Annotated in this window: 15 protein-coding genes and 1 pseudogene; 15 read left to right on the forward strand and 1 reads right to left on the reverse strand. The window is 46.7% G+C overall.

Annotated elements, in window-relative coordinates; genetic code table 11:
• Positions 1-1,029 precede the first annotated feature (1,029 nt).
• From rsmH to lpxC, 15 genes and pseudogenes are all read left to right on the forward strand, one after another.
• The gene (rsmH, locus tag K0T93_RS00445) at positions 1,030-1,983 is read left to right on the forward strand and encodes a 16S rRNA (cytosine(1402)-N(4))-methyltransferase RsmH (protein ID WP_225721462.1); all 954 of its coding nucleotides are present in this window, start codon (positions 1,030-1,032) and stop codon (positions 1,981-1,983) included.
• Positions 1,980-2,333 (forward strand): cell division protein FtsL, encoded by a 354-nt coding sequence (ftsL, locus tag K0T93_RS00450; protein WP_225721463.1) that lies wholly within the window; start codon positions 1,980-1,982, stop codon positions 2,331-2,333. The genes rsmH and ftsL overlap by 4 nt, the downstream gene beginning before the upstream one ends.
• Before the next feature lie 79 nt (positions 2,334-2,412).
• On the forward strand, positions 2,413-4,173 hold the full coding sequence (locus tag K0T93_RS00455; protein ID WP_225721464.1) for a peptidoglycan D,D-transpeptidase FtsI family protein: 1,761 nt from the start codon (positions 2,413-2,415) through the stop codon (positions 4,171-4,173).
• Positions 4,157-5,644 (forward strand): UDP-N-acetylmuramoyl-L-alanyl-D-glutamate--2,6-diaminopimelate ligase, encoded by a 1,488-nt coding sequence (locus K0T93_RS00460; protein WP_225721465.1) that lies wholly within the window; start codon positions 4,157-4,159, stop codon positions 5,642-5,644. Before K0T93_RS00455 ends, K0T93_RS00460 begins: the two co-directional genes overlap by 17 nt.
• A gap of 35 nt (positions 5,645-5,679) precedes the next feature.
• Positions 5,680-7,098 (forward strand): UDP-N-acetylmuramoyl-tripeptide--D-alanyl-D-alanine ligase, encoded by a 1,419-nt coding sequence (locus K0T93_RS00465; protein WP_445082799.1) that lies wholly within the window; start codon positions 5,680-5,682, stop codon positions 7,096-7,098.
• Positions 7,099-7,109: 11 nt separating this feature from the next.
• Positions 7,110-8,279, forward strand: a complete 1,170-nt coding sequence (gene mraY, locus K0T93_RS00470) for a phospho-N-acetylmuramoyl-pentapeptide-transferase (RefSeq protein ID WP_225721467.1) — start codon at positions 7,110-7,112, stop codon at positions 8,277-8,279.
• A 23-nt stretch (positions 8,280-8,302) separates the two neighbouring features.
• Entirely contained in the window at positions 8,303-9,835 is a 1,533-nt protein-coding gene (murD, locus tag K0T93_RS00475) for a UDP-N-acetylmuramoyl-L-alanine--D-glutamate ligase (protein ID WP_225721468.1), read from the forward strand.
• Between the two features lie 140 nt (positions 9,836-9,975).
• Positions 9,976-11,127: pseudogene (gene ftsW, locus K0T93_RS00480) on the forward strand (putative lipid II flippase FtsW); the annotation flags it as partial.
• Positions 11,103-12,212, forward strand: coding sequence for an undecaprenyldiphospho-muramoylpentapeptide beta-N-acetylglucosaminyltransferase (gene murG / locus K0T93_RS00485; RefSeq protein WP_225721469.1), 1,110 nt, complete (start codon positions 11,103-11,105; stop codon positions 12,210-12,212). The pseudogene ftsW and the gene murG, both read left to right, overlap by 25 nt.
• Positions 12,213-12,232: 20 nt before the next feature.
• The gene (gene murC, locus K0T93_RS00490; RefSeq protein ID WP_225721470.1) at positions 12,233-13,624 is read left to right on the forward strand and encodes a UDP-N-acetylmuramate--L-alanine ligase; all 1,392 of its coding nucleotides are present in this window, start codon (positions 12,233-12,235) and stop codon (positions 13,622-13,624) included.
• Positions 13,625-13,626: 2 nt separating this feature from the next.
• Positions 13,627-14,568: a D-alanine--D-alanine ligase gene (locus K0T93_RS00495; protein WP_225721471.1), complete on the forward strand. Its 942-nt coding sequence runs from the start codon at positions 13,627-13,629 to the stop codon at positions 14,566-14,568.
• A 15-nt stretch (positions 14,569-14,583) separates the two neighbouring features.
• Positions 14,584-15,339, forward strand: a complete 756-nt coding sequence (locus tag K0T93_RS00500) for a cell division protein FtsQ/DivIB (protein ID WP_225721472.1) — start codon at positions 14,584-14,586, stop codon at positions 15,337-15,339.
• A 35-nt stretch (positions 15,340-15,374) separates the two neighbouring features.
• Complete coding sequence (gene ftsA / locus K0T93_RS00505) at positions 15,375-16,610, forward strand: cell division protein FtsA (RefSeq protein WP_225721473.1); 1,236 nt, start codon at positions 15,375-15,377, stop codon at positions 16,608-16,610.
• 108 nt (positions 16,611-16,718) lie between these two features.
• On the forward strand, positions 16,719-17,885 hold the full coding sequence (ftsZ, locus tag K0T93_RS00510; protein ID WP_225721474.1) for a cell division protein FtsZ: 1,167 nt from the start codon (positions 16,719-16,721) through the stop codon (positions 17,883-17,885).
• 354 nt (positions 17,886-18,239) lie between these two features.
• Entirely contained in the window at positions 18,240-19,157 is a 918-nt protein-coding gene (gene lpxC / locus K0T93_RS00515) for a UDP-3-O-acyl-N-acetylglucosamine deacetylase (RefSeq protein ID WP_225721475.1), read from the forward strand.
• A 115-nt stretch (positions 19,158-19,272) separates the two neighbouring features.
• On the opposite strand, the gene K0T93_RS00520 is transcribed toward lpxC, so the two are convergent.
• Positions 19,273-19,710, reverse strand: coding sequence for a DciA family protein (locus K0T93_RS00520; protein WP_225721476.1), 438 nt, complete (start codon positions 19,708-19,710; stop codon positions 19,273-19,275).
• Positions 19,711-19,759: the final 49 nt, after the last annotated feature.

Raw genomic sequence — 19,759 nt, forward strand, 5'->3', positions numbered from 1 at the left:
ACAGCTTCTTTATAAAGCGCTTTTATAAAAGTTATTAATACAATAGTAGTTTAAAAGTTACTTAGATAAATAAGGATAGTAAGGAGGGTCGCTTTTGACGAAGTTTGATGTTGATTTAGATGCGCTAATTAAAAAATTAATGGGGCGTTAAATATTACTTGACGAGTTAATAAGGGAGTGTAAAGCATAGTTTGTACAGGAGTTAGAATGGGTTGCCCGCTTCTGAAATCTAATGTAATAGTAGCCAAGAAAAGTTATGCGGCGGTACTAATTAAATTACGCGGTAAAGTCTGTGCGCAAGCGTTTTAGAGAGTTAGTATTCTTAGAATTAACGGCCGGATAATTTGATGTCTTAATATCGATTAAGTGACTTTATAGACTTTAAATCTACTTGTATAAGGCTGTTATAGTTCTATAAATTAAGAGTCTATCTAGTAATCTACATCTTGAAATATATCAAAAGTCTTTTTGAGTAAATTTGTGTATAAATAGCGGGTGCGGCTTTGACTTCCCTGCTAGGCGTTTCTCTAGTAAAAGATATTCTTATATATCGATATGAATTTTAAATTTTTATGGAATAGTTATTGCGATATAGTAGATTCATATGACGTACACTGTAGTATCTTAGTGACATGCGTATTAACACTTATATGAAGTCTCGTATGTCATCTTCAATAGATTTTTTCTAAATTTTTTTAGATTTAGAACGAGTAATATCGAATCTTAGGACAGAGTCTATTTCTTATACGCAATAGTAAGATTGCATCCTACTATATAACGCCTTAGATATCGTTATGAATCTGCAGGTTAGTGTTTGTCTCGCTTAAGCTATATATGATGTAAATCTAGAGGAAAAGCATAAAGTAATTCTGTTTAAAATAGGTAGTAAAATAGGTAGTAAAATAGGTAGTAAAATAGGTAGTAACTTTGTGTTAGGAGCGTGCAAATTACACTCCTAAAAGCATATTTTAATGATAAAAATTACTTAATACACTCGAAAACCTTACTTTTTATAGTCCAGAGTAGAGGATGACTTCAGCAATAAAAGGACTAGGATGGCATCAAACAGTCCTATTAGAGGAAGCTGTCAGTGCACTGATTACACGTACTGATGGAATTTATGTTGATGGTACATTTGGCCGAGGGCACCATACTCGCTTGATACTTGCGAGACTTACACCTAACGCGCGATTGATTGTCTTTGATAAAGATCCGCAGGCGATCGAGGTGGCACGCCAGATCTCTGATCCACGCCTAGATGTCGTACATAGTGGCTTTTCGCAATTACGTAAAGTGCTAGTATCGCGTGGCAATATCCGCATGTCTGGAATATTACTAGATTTAGGTGTATCGTCGCCACAAATTAATGATCCAGCTCGAGGTTTTAGCTTTCGCTATGATGGTCCGTTAGATATGCGTATGAATCCGATGTGTGGTGAGTCCGCCGCACAATGGCTAGCTCGCGTAGATGAGCGAGAATTAATCAGGATAATACGAGATTATGGAGAAGAGCGGTTTGCTGTGCGAATTGCAAGGGCAATTTCTGTACGCCGATCAAAATCCGGGCATCTTGGTCCTTTAGAAAGCACAAGTGAGCTTGCTAAGATTGTAGGGCGTGCCGTCAAAACTCGCGAAAAAGGTCAGGATCCCGCTACTCGTACCTTCCAAGCTATACGGATTCATATTAATCAAGAGCTTTTAGAGCTTTCAATAGTTCTGGAAACTGCATTGCAATCATTAGAGCCAGGAGGGCGTTTAGTAGTTATCAGCTTTCATTCTCTAGAAGATCGTATTGTTAAGCGATTTCTACAATCGCACGCCCGTGCTCCAGCTGTAGAACGTCATCTTCCAATTCGTGTAGCGGACTCACCTACTCCGCCGTTACGCATTCTTGGGCGTATGTTTTCAAGTGCGGAGGAAGTAATAGCTAACCCGCGTGCCCGATCTGCCGTAATGCGTATCGCTGAACGAGTATTAAAATGATCCGGCTTAATTTTTTTCTGCTTATTATTATGCTTACCTTTGAGGTAGGTTGTGCATTGTCAGTTGTTAGCGCGACGAATTGTTATCGCGAGCTGTTTGTCGATCTGCAATATGCTCAGTCGAAAGAGTATGAGCTGCGCTTGAATAATGTATGGTTGCAATACCAAAGAAGTGCATTATCTAAGACCTCACGCATTGCGCATATCGCCGCAGTTTATTTAAAGATGCACCCGATAGTACTAAGTTGCACTCAATATTTGAATATTAATTCGGACAGAATGCAGTCTGACATACTACCGTCGAACAAAACAGGGCCGGTCGCATCTAATTTAAAAGAGCCGGGCCGTTAGGGTAAAAACAGTCCAATGAATCTCTCAGTCTATTATTGTCGTTGTGCACTGCTATCGTCGACTTCCACGTTTATGCTCTATGTACTTACCGATGTGGCGCTCTAGGCTTGTTGTATTTCTTCTGTTTATTGCATTTATTATTCTAGTAGGACGTGCGTTCTGGATTCAGGGACCCGGCAACGCATTTTATCAAAAACAGGGTGAAAGCCGCTACTGCCGTACCATTGAGTTGCCGGCCACACGCGGTAAGATTTTGGATCGAAATGGACTAGTATTAGCTATAAGTGTGCCAGTGCGCGCGATCTGGGCTATTCCTGAATCAGTACCTCATAATTTGAGCCCCGATAAGTGGGCCGATCTCTCGAAGTTATTATCGATAAGCGAGAAAGAGTTACGCGCAAAATTGTCAAGGGATAAAACCTTTGTCTATATAAAACGTCAAATACCATTGCAGGTAGCTCAGAAAGTTATTTCACTAGACATTCCTGGCATATACGCGCGCGCCGAATATAAGCGATTTTATCCGGAGGGTGAGATTATCGCACATATGATCGGTTTCACTAACATTGAAGACGAAGGGCAAGAAGGCATCGAGCTAGCAGACCAGAAAGAATTAGCTGGCACTCCAGGAAGCCGTCACGTGATTAAAGATCGAATTGGACGTATCATCGAGGATGTTGATAAGTTAGTCAAGCCGCGTAATGGTTCAGATATTGAACTGTCGCTAGATAGAAAGATCCAGTATATCGCGTTTTCTAGTCTGAAAGCGGCAGTTAATCAGTTCAAGGCCAAGGCCGGAGCTGCGATCGTGATTGATGTAAAAACGGGTGAAGTACTCGCGCTAGCTAACTACCCGACATACAACCCGAATAACCGATCACATATCACTAGCCAACAGTTGCGCAATCGTGCGTTGACTGACGTATCTGAGCCTGGCTCAATTATGAAGCCGTTTACTGTGTCGCTCGCGCTAGATCTACACCGCGTGTCGCCCACAACGTTAGTTGATACCGGCAGTAGGCACTTTATATTAGATGGAGCGACGATTACGGATGGGGCGGACTTTGGCGTTTTAACCGTTGGGGGTATTCTTCAGAAGTCCAGCAACATCGGTGCAATAAAAATTGCCATGCGGTTACGGCCTGAGGAAATGTGGAGGATGTATACAAGTATCGGACTTGGACAAGCGCCGAAGGTAGCCTTCCCTGGCGCGGCATCTGGACTATTACATCCTTGGAAGAACTGGCGTCGTATCGAGCAGGCAACCATGTCATATGGATACGGCTTATCTGCGTCACTGTTCCAGTTGAGTCGTGCCTATACTACAATCGCACATGACGGATGTATCATTCCGCTTACCCTGATCAAGAGTAATAACGGTGACGAGCCTAAAGGAGAACGAGTCTTTTCAGTTACCACGGCGCGGCAGGTTCAATCGATGCTAGAGACTGTCACGCAATCAGGCGGTACATCGCCTCAGGCAGCGGTACCGGGCTATCGCGTCGGAGGAAAAAGCGGGACTACATATAAACATATGGGACGGGGCTATGACTATACTAAGTATAGGGCATCATTTATCGGTATGGCACCGATTCCAAATCCACGTATCGTCGTAGCAGTGTCCGTTGATGAACCGACATCTGGTAGTCATTTCGGGGGGCGGGTCTCTGGTCCCGTCTTTTCAGAGATTGTTGGCGACACCCTGCGCTTGCTGAATGTGCCACCTGAAATGCCTAAAAATCAGCTTATAGGCAAAAGCAATCCTAGGTGCATAATCAATGTAAGCGAAACGAAAAAACTGTGCGATGAGCGGCTCCCTACTAATGCACGAACAAATTGAGAAAGCACGCGCCAATATACTTGTATGGTTGCGCACCTGGCTTACCCCGCATGCACAACTCCAGGTAGATAGTCGTGAAGTGCGTACCGGCGATGCATTCCTCTCGTACACGCTGGACGAGGAGAGTAGTCGTCTATATATCGCTGATGCATTACAGCGAGGCGCCGCAGCGGTTCTAGTACAGGCTGGTAGTGGTCCGATCTCAGATATCAGCGTGCCAGTGCTTGAAGTCTTTGAACTCAAACAACTTTCTGGTTATATTTCTAGTGCGTGGTATGGTGAGCCAAGTCGCGACTTGCTAATGATCGGTATCACAGGCACTAATGGAAAGACTACAACTAATCACTGGATCGCAGGCGCGTTAAGCAGCAGTGGTACTCCTTGCGCGATTATTGGTACCTTAGGAACCGGACTGCTGGGGCAACTTTCCAATACTGGGTTTACAACTCCTGATGCACCACAGATACACCGTAGTCTCGCAGCACTACGCGCGTGCAGTGCGCGTGCAGTATCTATGGAAGTATCTTCTCATGCTTTGCATCAAGGTCGTGTGAACGGAGTCGCCCTAGACATCGCCGTGTTTACTAACCTAACACAAGATCATTTCGATTATCATAAGGATCTTGCATCGTATGAATCCGCTAAAATACGACTATTCGACTGGCCGGGCTTGCGTGCGGCGGTTATCAATCGCGACGACGAGGCTGGACGACGGCTAATAGAGCATTTAGTCACACGGGTACATGTAATCTCTTACGGCATTGCTTCAACCTTACCACGCGGAGACGCTTCGCTGCATGCAGTGGCAATTCGCGCGATCGCTAGTGGCACTGTCTTTACCGTTCTATCTGACTGGGGACGGGCTGAACTTAAAGTGAATACCCTAGGCACGTTCAATGTCGCTAATCTACTTGCCGTCCTTGGTGTACTGCTGGCTGCTGACGTACCATTCGATGTAGCGGTATCTCAAATCGCCCAACTAGAACCGGTTAATGGCCGGATGCAGCAATTCGGGGGGCGCGTAAAAAGGGGGGAGCCATTAGTAATTGTTGATTATGCACATACACCAGATGCGTTAGAAAAAGCGCTCGTTGCACTACGACAAGTCTCTACGCAACGGGGTGGCAAGCTTGTTTGTGTCTTCGGCTGTGGGGGTGAGCGCGACACAGCAAAACGACCTCTAATGGGGACAATTGCCGAGAGACTTACCGATAGCGTTATTGTAACGAGTGACAATCCGCGTAGCGAGCCGCCATTATCGATCATTGAACAAATTATTAGCGCAATGCGTGAACCTAAACACGCACGAATTATTGAGTGTCGCGCTTGTGCGATACTACACGCGGTACGCGCTGCTGCCGCTGCCGATGTTGTTTTAATCGCCGGTAAAGGACATGAAACAACACAGGAAGTGATGGGGAAAAAGCGACCCTTTTCTGATCAAGATTATGTACATCTTGCGCTTGCGTGATATGCCGCGCAATTCCATGAAAAATCTGAGTGACTATGTTGACCCTGCGTGAAGCAGCCGCACTGATCGATGGTGCTGTAATATTAGGTGGCGATGATACGATCGCTTTTGACCAAATTTCAATCGATAGTCGAAAGTGCAGTCCGACAAGTTTATTTGTCGCGCTTAAGGGGCGTCGTTTCGACGGGCACGATTTTTTGCCAGAGCTTTCTCAACGCAGAGTAGCCGCCGTGTTAGTGTCACATAGTTCCAACAGCTGGCGTATTCCAGCAATCTGTGTAGATAATACACGGGCAGCGCTTGGCGCGCTGGCAGCTGGTTGGCGGCGGAGGTTCACGTTACCACTTATTGTTGTGACCGGCAGTAACGGGAAGACGACGGTGAAAGAAATGATCGCGTCAATTTTCTCCGCTGCGCTCGATAATACACAGTGGCTTTCAACACAGGGCAATCTGAATAACGATATTGGCTTACCGCTCACGTTGTTGCGGCTTAGGGCGCAGCATCGTCTTGCTGTTGTCGAGCTTGGCATGAACCATCCCGGCGAAACGCAACAGCTAGCGCGAATTTCTAGACCTACGATCGCGCTAGTAAACAATGCTCAGCGGGAGCATCAAGAGTTCATGTTTACTGTTGAGGGTGTGGCCATGGAACACGCCAGTGTGCTACATGCACTGACGCCGGATGGCACGGCAGTGTTTCCTGCTGATGATCCGTTTTCCAGAATCTGGCGGGTAGCAGCTACTCGTAATATTATTGCAGACTTCGCGTTGTGTCGGCCTAGTTCTAATAGCGATGCAGAAGTTCAGGGCATGATCACAGACACTGGAGCACTACGGATTCAGACTCGAACTGGTGTGTTCGAGGTCTCATTACGCATGCCCAGTGTGCATAATGCGCTCGCCGCCACTGCGGCCACGCTTGCTGCTGGTGTTGGGCTGGATGCGATACAACGCGGTCTTGAGGCTTTCAAACCGGTCAATGGACGGATGCAGACCAAGATTGCCCAAGCAATGCCATGGGCTGGCGCAATGGTAATTGATGATACCTATAATGCGAATCCAGATTCGATGCGCTTAGCAATAGATTTTTTGGCTATGCATCCGGCACCACGCGTATTCATAATGGGCGATATGGGAGAAGTCGGCGACAACGGGCCTATGTTTCATCGCGAAGTTGGCGCCTATGCGCGCGATTGCGGGCTCAATGTAATGTACGCGCTTGGTGAGGCAAGTCGCGATGCGTGCGCAGCATTCGGCCGGAATGCTTATCATTTTGATTCAGCTGAGGCACTTATTTCTGCGCTGCTACATAAGAATGCCATTCTATCGCATCGCGCTGCTAACACAACAATCCTTGTTAAAGGTTCGCGTTTTATGTATATGGAACGCGTTGTCCAAGCTTTAAGCATTCCAATTACAACCGATGCGCCAGTTAATACCGGCGCGCATTGAAAGGATTTCGAATGCTATTAGCATTAGCGCAATGGCTGCAAAGCGATGCAAGCTACTTACGTATAATCAACTATCTGACGTTTCGCGCAGTGATGGCGACTATCACTGCGCTATTACTTGGACTTTTTTGTGGTCCCGTAGTGATCTACAGGCTTTCCACTCTAGATATAGGCCAGGCTGTACGCAAGGATGGACCGAAGACACATTTAATTAAGTCTGGTACGCCGACGATGGGAGGTGTTCTGATTTTGATTAGTATTGCTACATCGACCCTGCTATGGGGTGACATAACAAATCGCTTCATCTGGATTGTGATGCTGGTCATGTTTAGCTTTGGTATGATCGGATTCGATGATGATTATCGAAAAGTTGTCTATAGAGATACACGCGGTATGTCCTCACGCGAAAAGTACTTCTGGCAATCTATAATTGGGTTATTCGCCGCCGTATATCTCGCGTTTTCGGTATCCAAGTCGGATAATGCACGCGTGTTAGATATATTTATAGCATGGGTGCGCAGCGGATTCACAATTGGATTGCCAGCTACGGCGGATTTGACCTTCCCCTTCTTGAAGGGGATTAGCTACCCCCTTAGCTTCTGGGGCTTTATTGCATTAACCTATTTTGTGATTGTTGGTTCAAGCAATGCGGTAAATTTGACAGATGGGTTAGATGGGCTAGTGATCATGCCTATCGTGCTAGTTGCTGCAGTGCTTGGCATATTCGCTTATGTTATTGGTAGCGCGGTCTATTCAAAGTACTTACTGTTTCCTCATATCCCTGGCGTGGGTGAATTACTCATCCTTTGTGCAGCGATAGGCGGCGCAGGACTTGCCTTTCTTTGGTACAACACATACCCCGCTCAGGTATTTATGGGAGACGTTGGTGCGCTTTCACTTGGTAGCGCGCTTGGCACAATCTCGGTGATTGAGCGGCAAGAAATTGTGTTGCTTATTATAGGTGGCGTATTCGTTGCCGAGACCGTCTCAGTAATATTACAAGTTATATGGTTTCGCTATACAAAGCACCGTTATGGTGAGGGTAAACGCATCTTCAAGATGGCTCCATTACATCATCATTTTGAGTTATCCGGATGGAAAGAGAGCCAGATAGTTGTTCGTTTTTGGATCATCACGTTGATACTATGTCTATTTGGTCTATCTACACTGAAATTGCGATAACCAGAAATTAAGGGAAAGAAACGATGTTCAGTGAGAAGTTCAAAGAACGAAAGTCTCCAACGACACTCGTACTAGGGCTTGGCGAATCAGGGTTGGCAATGGCGCGCTGGTGTGCGCGCTATGGCTGTCGCTTACGTGTGGCCGACACTCGTGCAGTGCCACCGAATCTTTCGCGATTAGTAGCGTTAGGTATCGATGCTCAATTCGTCGGCGGTGCATTTAGTCCATCTTTACTTAAAGATGATGTGGAATTAGTGGGTATTAGTCCGGGTTTGTCGCCATATAGTACAGATTTAGTCGAATTAATTCGCGTGGCTCGTGAATATGGTATTGAGGTGTGGGGCGAACTCGAATTTTTTGCACAGTCGTTGTGCGTGCTAGCAAAAAACGGTTACCAGCCTAAGGTACTCGCGATTACCGGAACGAATGGTAAAACTATGACTACAGTGCTAACCGGGCTGTTATGCGAACGTGCTGGAAAGAGCGTCGCGGTGGCCGGGAATATCGGTCCATCAATACTAGATAAAATGGCCGAGGTTATCGACGCAGGAAAACTACCTGATGTCTGGGTGCTCGAGCTCTCTAGTTTTCAACTAGAGACATCATACACGTTTGAACCTAATACAGCGATTATCCTCAATATTACACAGGACCACCTGGACTGGCATAAGGAATTAAATACCTACGCTATAGCAAAAGGCAGGATTTTTGGGGCGCGTACGGTGCGTGTCTTGAATCGTGACGATGCGCGAGTGATGAAATTTGTACCGGCTAATAGTACGACTATTCCATGCTGGACTTTCGGACTTAACATGCCCCAGAGTGTTGGCGACTACGGTATCCAATATAACAGAGGCATCGCTTGGCTTGTAGAGGCATGTAAGGGCGATAATATATCAGAATATTGTATACAGCCGCGCCGAAAAAGTGCTGCAGTCTCGTACGATATCGTGATTAATCGGATTATGCCTGTAGATGCCCTACGCATTCGTGGCTTACATAATGTAGCGAATGTAATGGGCGCGCTTGCTTTAGTTAAGTCGATCAGTCTACCGGTTGCAGGCTTATTAGATAGCTTACGCGAGTACGGCGGCAAGCCGCATCGTGTTGAGTGGATTAGGTCTATCGCTGGAGTGGATTACGTTGATGACAGTAAAGGTACTAATGTTAGTGCGACTATAGCTGCGCTAGAAAGTCTTTCGGAGCCGATTATATTGATCGCCGGTGGTGATGGAAAAGGGCAGGATTTTTCGGCGCTGGCGCCGACAGTAACCCGCTACTGTCGGGCTGTAATGTTAATTGGCCGGGACGCGCCTATGATGCACGAAGCACTAGCTGATGCTGGCGTAAAACTATCTCTACATCGAAGTCTTCAGGACGCGACACGTGCTGCAGCATCTGTTGCCCAGTTTGGGGATACAGTGCTGCTATCTCCTGCATGCGCAAGTCTCGATATGTTTTCCGGATATGTACAGCGCGCACAAGTATTCCGTAGCGAAATAGAGAACATCGCCTCTGAAAGGGGGGGGAGTAGAAAGAGGGGGGGGGTAGTATGAGCCGTGTTCGTTGGAACGTAGTAAGGCTCGTAGGACGATGTATGATGCCGTATAGCGCTTCTATCACAGCTTTGTCGCGCCCATTAGGGATAGCCGCCGGTAATAATGTCAGAAACGGCTACGCGTTAAGCTCGTGTGTTCGAGATCACGACTACACTCTACTCTGGTCAACAATCGCATTGTTGTCACTCGGACTTATCATGGTGTATTCAGCTTCAATTGCTCTACCCAACTCGCCTAAATACTCGACCTATACACCATACCACTTTCTTGTTCGGCACGTTGCATCCTTGATAAGTGGTATTCTCGGAGCATTAGTGGCATTCCGAATTCCAGTTAAGATCTGGGACAGGTACGCATTGCGGATTTTTCTTATCGCGTTACTATTATTGGTGCTCGTATTAATACCTTACTTTGGAAAGGGCGTGAATGGTGCACGCCGCTGGATTCCTCTAGTTATCACCAATATACAGCCGTCGGAAATTATGAAGCTAGCAGTAACGATTTATACTGCTAATTATACTGTTCGAAAACAGGAGTACATGCGCCAATTTATAAAAGGATTTCTACCAATGGCGCTCGCAGTTGGAGTAGTCGGCGCACTGCTATTGCTCGAGCCTGATATGGGAGCTTTTATAGTAATTGTAAGCATCTCGATGGGTGTATTGTTCTTAGGGGGGGTATGTGCACGCTTATTCGGCGGTCTAACACTGACGATTATTGGTACATTTAGTATTTTAGTTTGGGTTTCTCCCTGGCGGCGCGAGCGTATCTTTGCGTACTTAAATCCATGGGATGATCGCTATTCGCAAGGTAAATCATATCAGCTCACTCATTCGCTTATCGCATTTGGAAGAGGTGAATGGTTTGGGGTTGGTCTAGGAGGTGGCCTTGAGAAGCTCAATTATTTGCCTGAAGCACATACTGACTTTATTCTTGCAGTAATTGGCGAAGAGCTTGGTTTTATGGGCGTAGTCGTCATAATTCTGCTGTTTTATTGGATTATACGGCGAGCAGTAGAAATTGGCCGCCAAGCGCTTGCACTTGATCATACTTTTTCGGGATTAGTCGCAAAAGGAATCGGCCTATGGATTGGTATACAAACGTTTATAAATATAAGCGTGAACCTTGGTCTTCTGCCAACTAAAGGATTAACACTGCCGCTAGTCAGCTATGGTGGCTCCGGAATTTTGCTCAACTGCATGGCAGTGGGACTCCTAATGCGTATAGATTATGAGAATCGAGTACTGATGCGCGGAGGGCAAGCATGTGCGCCCATACGCTGCTTGTGATGGCAGGCGGTACCGGCGGCCATATTTTCCCGGGACTAGTGGTAGCGCAGCATATGCGCGCAAAAGGTTGGCGAGTCGTATGGCTCGGCAATCCAGATGGAATGGAAGCAGTGCTGGTACCTAAGTATGGCAACATTCCAGTTGAGTTTGTCCATTTTGGCGGCGTACGTGGCAAAGGTATTTCCAAAAATATATGCTTGCCATTGAACCTACTGCGTGCATGCTTAGAAAGTCGAGCGGTGCTTAGCCGAGTACGGCCTGATGTTGTGCTCGGTATGGGGGGGCATATCACGTTTCCAGCTGGTTTAATATCGGTACTCACTCGTATTCCGATAGTGCTGCATGAGCAAAATTCAGTTACAGGCTTAGCTAATAAACTGTTAGCTAATTTTACCCGCCATGTGCTAGTTGCTTTTCCAAATGCGCTGCCTGATGCACGCTGGGTCGGAAACCCAATCCGCCCGGAGTTAGCTTTGGCGTCGCCGCCCGAAGTGCGATACACAGAGCGCACTGGTCCATTACGTATTCTGGTAATCGGTGGTAGCCTTGGTGCCGCAGCACTTAATAAAATAGTGCCAGGCGCCTTAGCGTTATTTGATCCATCTCAGCGTCCTCATGTTGTACATCAGTCCGGCATTAAGCACATCGAAGTATTACGTGCGCATTACGCGGAGGTGGGACTAGTACAAGGTAACGGTATTGAGCTGGTTGCATTTATCGAGAACATGGCGCATGCCTATGCTGAAGCTGACCTTGTAATTTGTCGCTCCGGTGCGATGACCGTATCAGAAATCGCCGCTGTAGGTGTCGCAGCGCTGTTCGTACCATTTCCGTTCGCTGTAGACAATCATCAGACTTCGAATGCGGAATTTCTTGTTGCGCATCATGCGGCGTGTGTAATGCAACAAAATGAATTATCGGTTGAGAAACTTGCAAACTGGATCGGAAAGCAAACGCGCGGGTCGCTTGCGCGGGTCGCAATCTGCGCAAAGGGACTAGCTAAATTCGGAGCTGCCGAGTCCATCGCACAAGTATGTGCATCGCTTATCACTCGCAATATAGCATCTAAATCGGATAATGCGTGATCCAGTTTATAGGGAAAGCAATGAAACATATTGTCAAGCATATTCACTTTGTTGGGATTGGTGGTTCTGGGATGAGCGGAATCGCTGAAGTGCTGCTTAACTTAGGTTATCGGGTTAGTGGCTCGGATATAAATAGATCGGTTATCACTGAGCGATTGAGCGGGCTCAGCGCCCATATTAAGTGCGGTCACAACGCGCGATATATTGACGGCGCGGATGCAGTTGTTATCTCCGCAGCAGTATGCTCTGACAACCCAGAAGTGTTAGAAGCACGTCGCAGGCATATTCCAGTCGTGCCGCGCGGCGCTATGCTCGCTGAGCTGATGCGACTTAAGCAGGGTATAGCGATTTCTGGAACACATGGCAAAACTACAACTACTGGTCTTGTGGCAAGCGTGCTAGCGGCCGGTGGACTAGATCCAACTTTTGTGATCGGGGGACATTTAATCAGTGCGGAGGCAAATGCACGAGTCGGTACGGGTGATTTCATCGTAGCTGAGGCTGATGAGTCAGATGCATCATTTCTTAACTTATTTCCGGTAATTGAAGTCATTACAAGCATCGATGCTGACCATATGCATACTTATGGCTATGACTTCACTCGGCTCAAACAGGCGTTTATTGAATTTACTTATCATCTACCATTTTATGGTATCGCAGTTTTATGTATAGATGACCCGAATGTGCGCGATATTTTACCGTTCGTATCTAAGCCAATCATCCGTTATGGATTTGCACAGGAATCGGATGTACGCGCAACACAAGTTTGCCCTAGAGAGGGACGAATGCATTTTACGGTTCATCGTGTTGATGCGCAACCATTAGATATCCTTCTGAATTTGCCTGGCATGCACAATGTGCAAAATGCGCTTGCGGCTATTGCGATTGCTACTAAGCTAGAGGTAGCTGATGTCGATATCCAGTCGGCGCTAGCTGAATTCAACGGTGTGAGCCGGCGTTTCCAGTGCTATGGTGAAATAACACTCACGCATGGCGGTACTTATTTACTGATCGATGATTATGGCCATCATCCTGCTGAGATGGCAGCCACAATCGACGCTGCGCGAAGTGCATTTCCAGATCGGCGGTTGATTCTCGTATTTCAGCTACACCGTTACACACGTACGCGTGATTGTTTCGAGGACTTTGTTAGGGTACTTTCTACGGTTGACACACTCGTTTTAACTGAAGTTTATGCTGCTGGTGAAACACCTATTATAGCCGCAGACGGGCGCACGCTAGCGCGCGCTATTCGCCTAGCCGGTAAGATTAAGCCAATGTTTGTCGACAGCATTAAAGAAATTCCGGAGATATTAGAAGAAGTGGTCTCTGACGGCGACATCGTTATGACAATGGGCGCAGGCTCAATTGAAGAAGTACCTATGCAGCTTATACAAGCGCAAAAGGTGTGATAATGCCCGTGATCGATCCCAAAAAATTCGGTAAGGTAGCAGTTCTCTATGGTGGTGAGTCATCAGAGTGCGACGTATCACTCGTATCTGGTCTGTTAGTCTACAATAGACTACGTGATATTGGTGTAGAGGCACACTTATTCGATCCAAAAAATCGGCCTTTATCGGCTCTTATAGATGAACGATTCGTGCGTGCATTTATTGCATTACATGGCGGATATGGTGAAAATGGCCAGATTCAGGCAGCCCTTGATTTTTACGGGATCCAATATACTGGTCCAGGTGTTCTCGGATCGGCTCTGGGTATGGATAAGTTCCGCACCAAATTGATTTGGCAACAGGTTGGAATTCCAACGCCGCCATTCGATATGGTATTGCGAGGTGATGATTATAATACGCGGGCAGGGCAGATTATCTCAAAACTCGGGTTACCATTGTTTGTTAAGCCAGCTACTGAAGGATCAAGTATTTCGGTAATCAAGGTTAGAGCGACCGATAACTTGCCGTACGCACTGGCACAGGCCGCGCAGCATGATCCGGTTGTATTGGTAGAAAAGAGTATCGAGGGTGGTGGTGAATATACCGCGTGCGTTGCCGGCTCCCTTCAGTTGCCACTGATTCGGATCGTGCCGGCTGGTGAGTTCTACGATTACCATGCGAAATACATTTCTAACGATACCCAGTACCGAATCCCATGTGGATTGAGTGATGCAAAAGAGCGGTGGCTGACGAAGCTCGCCCGGCGTGCGTTCGAAATCCTAGCTTGCCCCCAATGGGGACGTGCTGACTTTATGCTTGATAGCGATGGAAACCCATATTTTTTAGAAATTAATACTGCACCTGGTATGACCGATCACTCATTGTTACCGAAGGCCGCGCATGCAGCTGGCATCACGTATAGTGAACTACTCATGAATGTGCTTACACTTACGCTTAAGGATTAACGTCTAGCCACCGACATGTGGAATAATCCGCGCCAGCTCAACATAATTGCGAGCACATTGTATGTTGCACTGCTGGCGATCGCGCTCGCCAGTGCCGGTCTATGGCTGCTGCAAAGGCCGATTTTTGCGTTGCGTACACTGCTAATCGACGGCGATATTCAGCATATTAACCAACTGATAGTGCGCAAAAGGGTGCTGCATAAGATACGCGGTAACTTCTTCACACTAAACTTAGACAGTGTACGTGTTGCATTCGAGCAAATCCCATGGGTGCGCTATGTGAGTGTTCGCCGCGTATGGCCAAATGCACTAATAGTCATGCTTGAAGAATATAAGCCCTTAGGTACATGGGGAAGAAATCAGTTTGTTAGTATTGATGGCAAAGTCTTTACGGCCAACGAAACCAATGACAAACTGCCTATGTTTTCTGGGCCGATAGGTTCAGCACCAAATGTTGTAGCCCGATATTACGATTTCCAAAAATGGTTCAGTCCGATAGGTGCAAAACTAGAAAAAGTTACGTTATCTCCATGCTACGCTTGGACTATTAAGCTAACTAATGGCATGCAGATAGAACTGGGCCGCGAACATAACAAGGATACGCTATCCAGTCGTGCGAGAAGGCTCTTGGTAGCATGGCCAATGCTTACACAACACTGGGGTAATAATATTAAATATATAGATCTGCGGTATCCGAACGGGTTTGCAATTCGCGCCATAGGAATGCGCTTTATTTCCGACGACCCGAAGGCAAAGAAGCTACACCCATAAGGCAATGAACAGAAAACACTCGCAATTGACATGCTATGAGCAAAGACTATAAGGATCTGCTAGTTGCCCTCGACATCGGGACGTCGAAGGTAGTGGCTGTTGTTACCGAGTTAAATGGCGAGGGCCGCTATGAGGTGATTGGACTCGGGCAAAGCGACTCAAAAGGTCTAAAGAAGGGAGTGGTTATTAATATTGAGGCGACAGTTCAGTCAATCCGGAACGCACTAGATGAAGCTGAACTAATGGCCGACTGCAAAATTACTAATGTGTTTACTGGTATTGCTGGCAGCCATATCCGTAGCTTTAATTCAAGCGGTATAGTAGCAATTAAGGATAAAGAAGTCACACAAGTAGACGTTGCGCGTGTAATTGAAACGGCGAAGGCGATTAATATTCCAACAGATCAGCAAGTGCTGCACATCCTAACACAGGAATTTATAATCGACGGACAAGAGGACGTGCGCGAGCCAATTAGCATGAGCGGCACTCGTTTAGAAGTGAAAGTGCACATCGTAACAGGCGCTATCTCTGCTGCTCAAAATATTGTTAAATGTGTACGTTGCTGTGGGCTGCGGGTTAATGACCTAATCTTGCAACCGCTAGCGTCGAGTTTGGCCATTCTAACAGAAGATGAGAAAGAGCTAGGTGTTGTGCTGGTTGATATAGGCGGTGGAACTACTGATGTCGCAATCTTTAGCAAAGGTGCAATCCGTCATACAGCAGTGATTCCCATCGCAGGCGATCAAATTACTAGTGACATTGCAATAGCATTGCGCACGCCAACACCTTCTGCGGAAGAGATCAAAGTATCCTACGGAATCGCTAAGCAGGAACTAGCGGATCCGGATGAAATGATCGAGATGCCGCCGGGTCTAGGCGATCGAGTCCCACGGGTTCTATCTCGACAAGCTCTAGCAGTAGTAATTGAGGCGCGAATAGAGGAGCTATTTTTATTGGTCCAGAAAGTTGTGCACGAGTCTGGTTATGAGAATCTAATTAGATCTGGCGTAGTATTAACTGGTGGAGCAGCAATGATGACCGGCATAGTTGAACTTGGAGAGAATATCTTTCTGAAGCCAGTACGTCTCGGCGTACCCCAATATTCTGGCGGCCTGGCAGACGTAGTGCGTAACCCTCGCTATTCAACTGCGATAGGTCTAGTGGTAGAAGGGCATTCACAGCTCATGCGCGGGCGCAAGATAGCTGCGCAGTCTGGTTCTGCAGCACAGGTGTGGACCAGGATGAAAGACTGGTTCCTAGGCAATTTTTAAAGTTATTTCGCAACAGAAAAGAGATAGTCAACGTAGAGTGACGAAATTCTTTAATTTCACTACCGCGTAAAGCAGAGCGAAATAACTTAATACTTGACAGAGGCATTAATGAAATTCGAAATGCTAGAAACCGAAACCAACAGCACGATCATCAAGGTCGTTGGGATTGGTGGCGCTGGCGGCAATGCTGTCCAGCACATGATAAACCGCGGTGTGCAGGGCGTCGATTTCATCGTGATGAATACCGATGCTCAAGCGCTAAGCCGGTCTAAGGCTTCATCTGTAATTCAACTTGGCAAGACTGGTTTAGGCGCCGGAGCAAAACCCGACATGGGGCATGCTGCTGCGGAGGAGGCACGCGAGAGAATTTCCGATGTTCTATGTGGCGCACATATGGTATTTATTACCGCGGGTATGGGTGGTGGAACAGGCACCGGTGCCGCGCCCGTAGTCGCTCAAATTGCTAAAGAGTTAGGAATTCTAACGGTCGGCGTTGTCAGTAAGCCATTTGAGTTTGAGGGTAGTAAGCGTATGCGCACTGCTGAGACGGGCGCCCAGGATCTTGAGTCACATGTCGACTCGTTAATTGTTGTACTTAACGACAAGCTATTCGATGTGATGGGTGATGATGCTGAGATGGACAAGTGTTTTCAGTGCGCGGATGATGTGTTACATAATGCAGTAGCCGGCATTGCTGAGATTATTAATGTCGATGGGCTTGTAAACGTAGATTTCGAGGATGTCAAAACCGTAATGGGGGAGCAAGGCAAAGCGATGATGGGCACTGCAACGGTCGCTGGCGGCGAGAGAGCGCGGTTAGCAGCTGAACAAGCCGTAGCTAGCCCACTACTCGAGGGCGTAGACTTATCCGGAGCGCGCGGCGTGCTAGTTAATATTACATCAAGCCGCACGCTACGCCTCTCGGAAACTCGCGAGGTGATGAATACAATCAAGAGTTACGCGGCCGAGGATGCGACAGTGATTTTCGGCGCAGTATACGATGACACCATGGGCGATGCGTTGCGAGTAACTGTAGTAGCGACGGGTCTTGGCCGCGGCGCCGCTAAACGGCAGCCGTCTGCACCAATGACGTTGCTCCGCACTGGCACAGATAATCATCGGATCTCTGCACCGCCAACTGACTATGGTGCACTAGATTCATTAACAGTAAAGCGCAGCTCAAAAGAAACCGCTGCGTCACATGTGCAGGCATTACAAGAGAAAGGTGTGGATACTTACGATATACCAGCGTTCTTACGTAAGCAAGCCTGCTGACAGCCTATATGACGTAGAGATGCTAACTAGACACGTCTACCTAGTATCTGGCAAGATATATGCCACACTACTATCTATCGTAGAGTTTTCAGTCGAAAATACTATACCTAGAATAGGTTTGTTGTTGAGAAAGACTTACTTTGATGCTAGTACAATATTGTGTACTGCTACTATCACATACCCTAGTGCCTAAACAGCGCTTTCCACCTATCGGATGGCTTTGTCATATATTTAATATAGACATTTTAATCATGGTAAATAGCTTCACACTGATTGATAAGACCCAAATTTGTAAGTCGCGTATCATAAGAACCGTAAGTTTAAAAATTTAAATAACCCTTTAAAGTCAAGACGATGTTAAAGCAGCGGACCATTAAATCGATCGTGAAGGCGGTTGGCATTGGCCTGCACTCCGGGCGCAAGGTCGAGGTAACGCTTCAGCCTGCTGCTGCTAATACTGGAATTGTGTTTTGTCGCACAGACTTAGCTGTTCCAGTTAATATCCCGACTAGCGTGACATCCATCAGTGACACACACCTCGCCTCGGTTCTAGAAAAAGATGGTACGAAAATATCAACCGTCGAGCACTTAATGTCTGCTTGCGCGGGGCTTGGAATCGATAATCTGTATGTAGGAGTGACGGCTGAAGAAGTTCCAATCATGGATGGTAGCGCATCGTCGTTTGTATTTCTGCTCCAGTCAGCTGGAATTAATGAACAAGCTGCTGCTAAGCGGTTTATCAAAGTTACGCAGCCCGTTGAGGTGCGTGATGGCGATAAATTAGCTCGGTTAGAGCCACACTTCGGTTTCAAGTTAAAGTTCACGATTGACTTTCATCACCCGGCAGTAGATAAGACCGGGCAAGAATTAGAGGTAGATTTTGCTGATATATCTTATGTACGCGAGATCGCACGAGCTCGTACATTCGGCTTCATGCACGAAGTTGAAATGATGCGGGAATTAGGATTAGTTCAAGGTGGAAGCATGGATAACGCGATTGTGCTTGATGAATACCGCGTGTTAAATAACGATGGCCTACGCTATGATAATGAGTTTGTAAAGCATAAAATGCTAGACGCAATCGGAGACTTGTACGTAGTCGGCCATCCATTGTTGGCGTCGTATATTGCGTATAAGTCTGGTCACAGCTTGAACAATGCGTTGTTGTATGAATTGCTTGCTCGCAGGGACGCATATGAAGTTGTTACATTTTCGGACCAGAGAGCAGCCCCACGCGGTTTTACCTATGATCTTCAAACCGAGTTTTCCTAATGATGCTTCGCTGTGTGATACAGAATACAGAAGAAAATAGGATGAGCACATGCACTAACGACTGGCGCCTTTTTAGAAAACCTGCTTTTCGATCTACTGTAATTAAAAACAGATCTCATTGGGGAGGATGCCACGCATGTCGTCGTGCCATACGATCAATAGCCTGCCGTAGTGGAGAAACCTCTAGTGCGTTGACTAACTGATGCAGACAATACACGCCAGCTGATGAAACCCGAGCCATTTTAACCTTTACCCCAGAAGCATGTGCCTGGGGGCGAACGCGAATTTTGATCTCCAATAGCTCAAAACCGTGTTGCTGTAGCTTAGCCAGTACCGTTGGCGCTAGATGACGAAAGCGAGCGGCTAAGGCACTGTGAGCTACAAAAATAGTAAGTACTCGACTTTTAATTGGCGAGGCGTATACATAGCTAACTAAATAACTGGGTAGCACAGCTCTCAGCGCTGATTCTAGATACGTAACTTGTTGTACGCCAGCTTGAAGTGCCTCTAACTCGGCGCTGGATGTTATTAATTCAGTGAACGGCTTAAGCATAAACCTCTTACCCGATAAGGGGGTAGCACGAATAGCTGTTTATTATATA

Origin of the sequence: Candidatus Vallotiella sp. (ex Adelges kitamiensis), from assembly GCF_020342435.1 — a bacterium.
Taxonomy (GTDB): Bacteria; Pseudomonadota; Gammaproteobacteria; order Burkholderiales; family Burkholderiaceae; genus Mycetohabitans.

What these genes read in the sequence shown, in the direction of transcription:
- rsmH (WP_225721462.1), top strand. Translation starts at nt 1,030, where the DNA reads ATGACTTCAGCAATAAAAGGACTAGGATGGCATCAAACAGTCCTATTA.
- ftsL (WP_225721463.1), top strand. Translation starts at nt 1,980, where the DNA reads ATGATCCGGCTTAATTTTTTTCTGCTTATTATTATGCTTACCTTTGAG.
- K0T93_RS00455 (WP_225721464.1), top strand. Translation starts at nt 2,413, where the DNA reads ATGTACTTACCGATGTGGCGCTCTAGGCTTGTTGTATTTCTTCTGTTT.
- K0T93_RS00460 (WP_225721465.1), top strand. Translation starts at nt 4,157, where the DNA reads ATGCACGAACAAATTGAGAAAGCACGCGCCAATATACTTGTATGGTTG.
- K0T93_RS00465 (WP_445082799.1), top strand. Translation starts at nt 5,680, where the DNA reads ATGTTGACCCTGCGTGAAGCAGCCGCACTGATCGATGGTGCTGTAATA.
- mraY (WP_225721467.1), top strand. Translation starts at nt 7,110, where the DNA reads ATGCTATTAGCATTAGCGCAATGGCTGCAAAGCGATGCAAGCTACTTA.
- murD (WP_225721468.1), top strand. Translation starts at nt 8,303, where the DNA reads ATGTTCAGTGAGAAGTTCAAAGAACGAAAGTCTCCAACGACACTCGTA.
- murG (WP_225721469.1), top strand. Translation starts at nt 11,103, where the DNA reads ATGTGCGCCCATACGCTGCTTGTGATGGCAGGCGGTACCGGCGGCCAT.
- murC (WP_225721470.1), top strand. Translation starts at nt 12,233, where the DNA reads ATGAAACATATTGTCAAGCATATTCACTTTGTTGGGATTGGTGGTTCT.
- K0T93_RS00495 (WP_225721471.1), top strand. Translation starts at nt 13,627, where the DNA reads ATGCCCGTGATCGATCCCAAAAAATTCGGTAAGGTAGCAGTTCTCTAT.
- K0T93_RS00500 (WP_225721472.1), top strand. Translation starts at nt 14,584, where the DNA reads ATGTGGAATAATCCGCGCCAGCTCAACATAATTGCGAGCACATTGTAT.
- ftsA (WP_225721473.1), top strand. Translation starts at nt 15,375, where the DNA reads ATGAGCAAAGACTATAAGGATCTGCTAGTTGCCCTCGACATCGGGACG.
- ftsZ (WP_225721474.1), top strand. Translation starts at nt 16,719, where the DNA reads ATGAAATTCGAAATGCTAGAAACCGAAACCAACAGCACGATCATCAAG.
- lpxC (WP_225721475.1), top strand. Translation starts at nt 18,240, where the DNA reads ATGTTAAAGCAGCGGACCATTAAATCGATCGTGAAGGCGGTTGGCATT.
- K0T93_RS00520 (WP_225721476.1), bottom strand. Translation starts at nt 19,710, where the DNA reads ATGCTTAAGCCGTTCACTGAATTAATAACATCCAGCGCCGAGTTAGAG.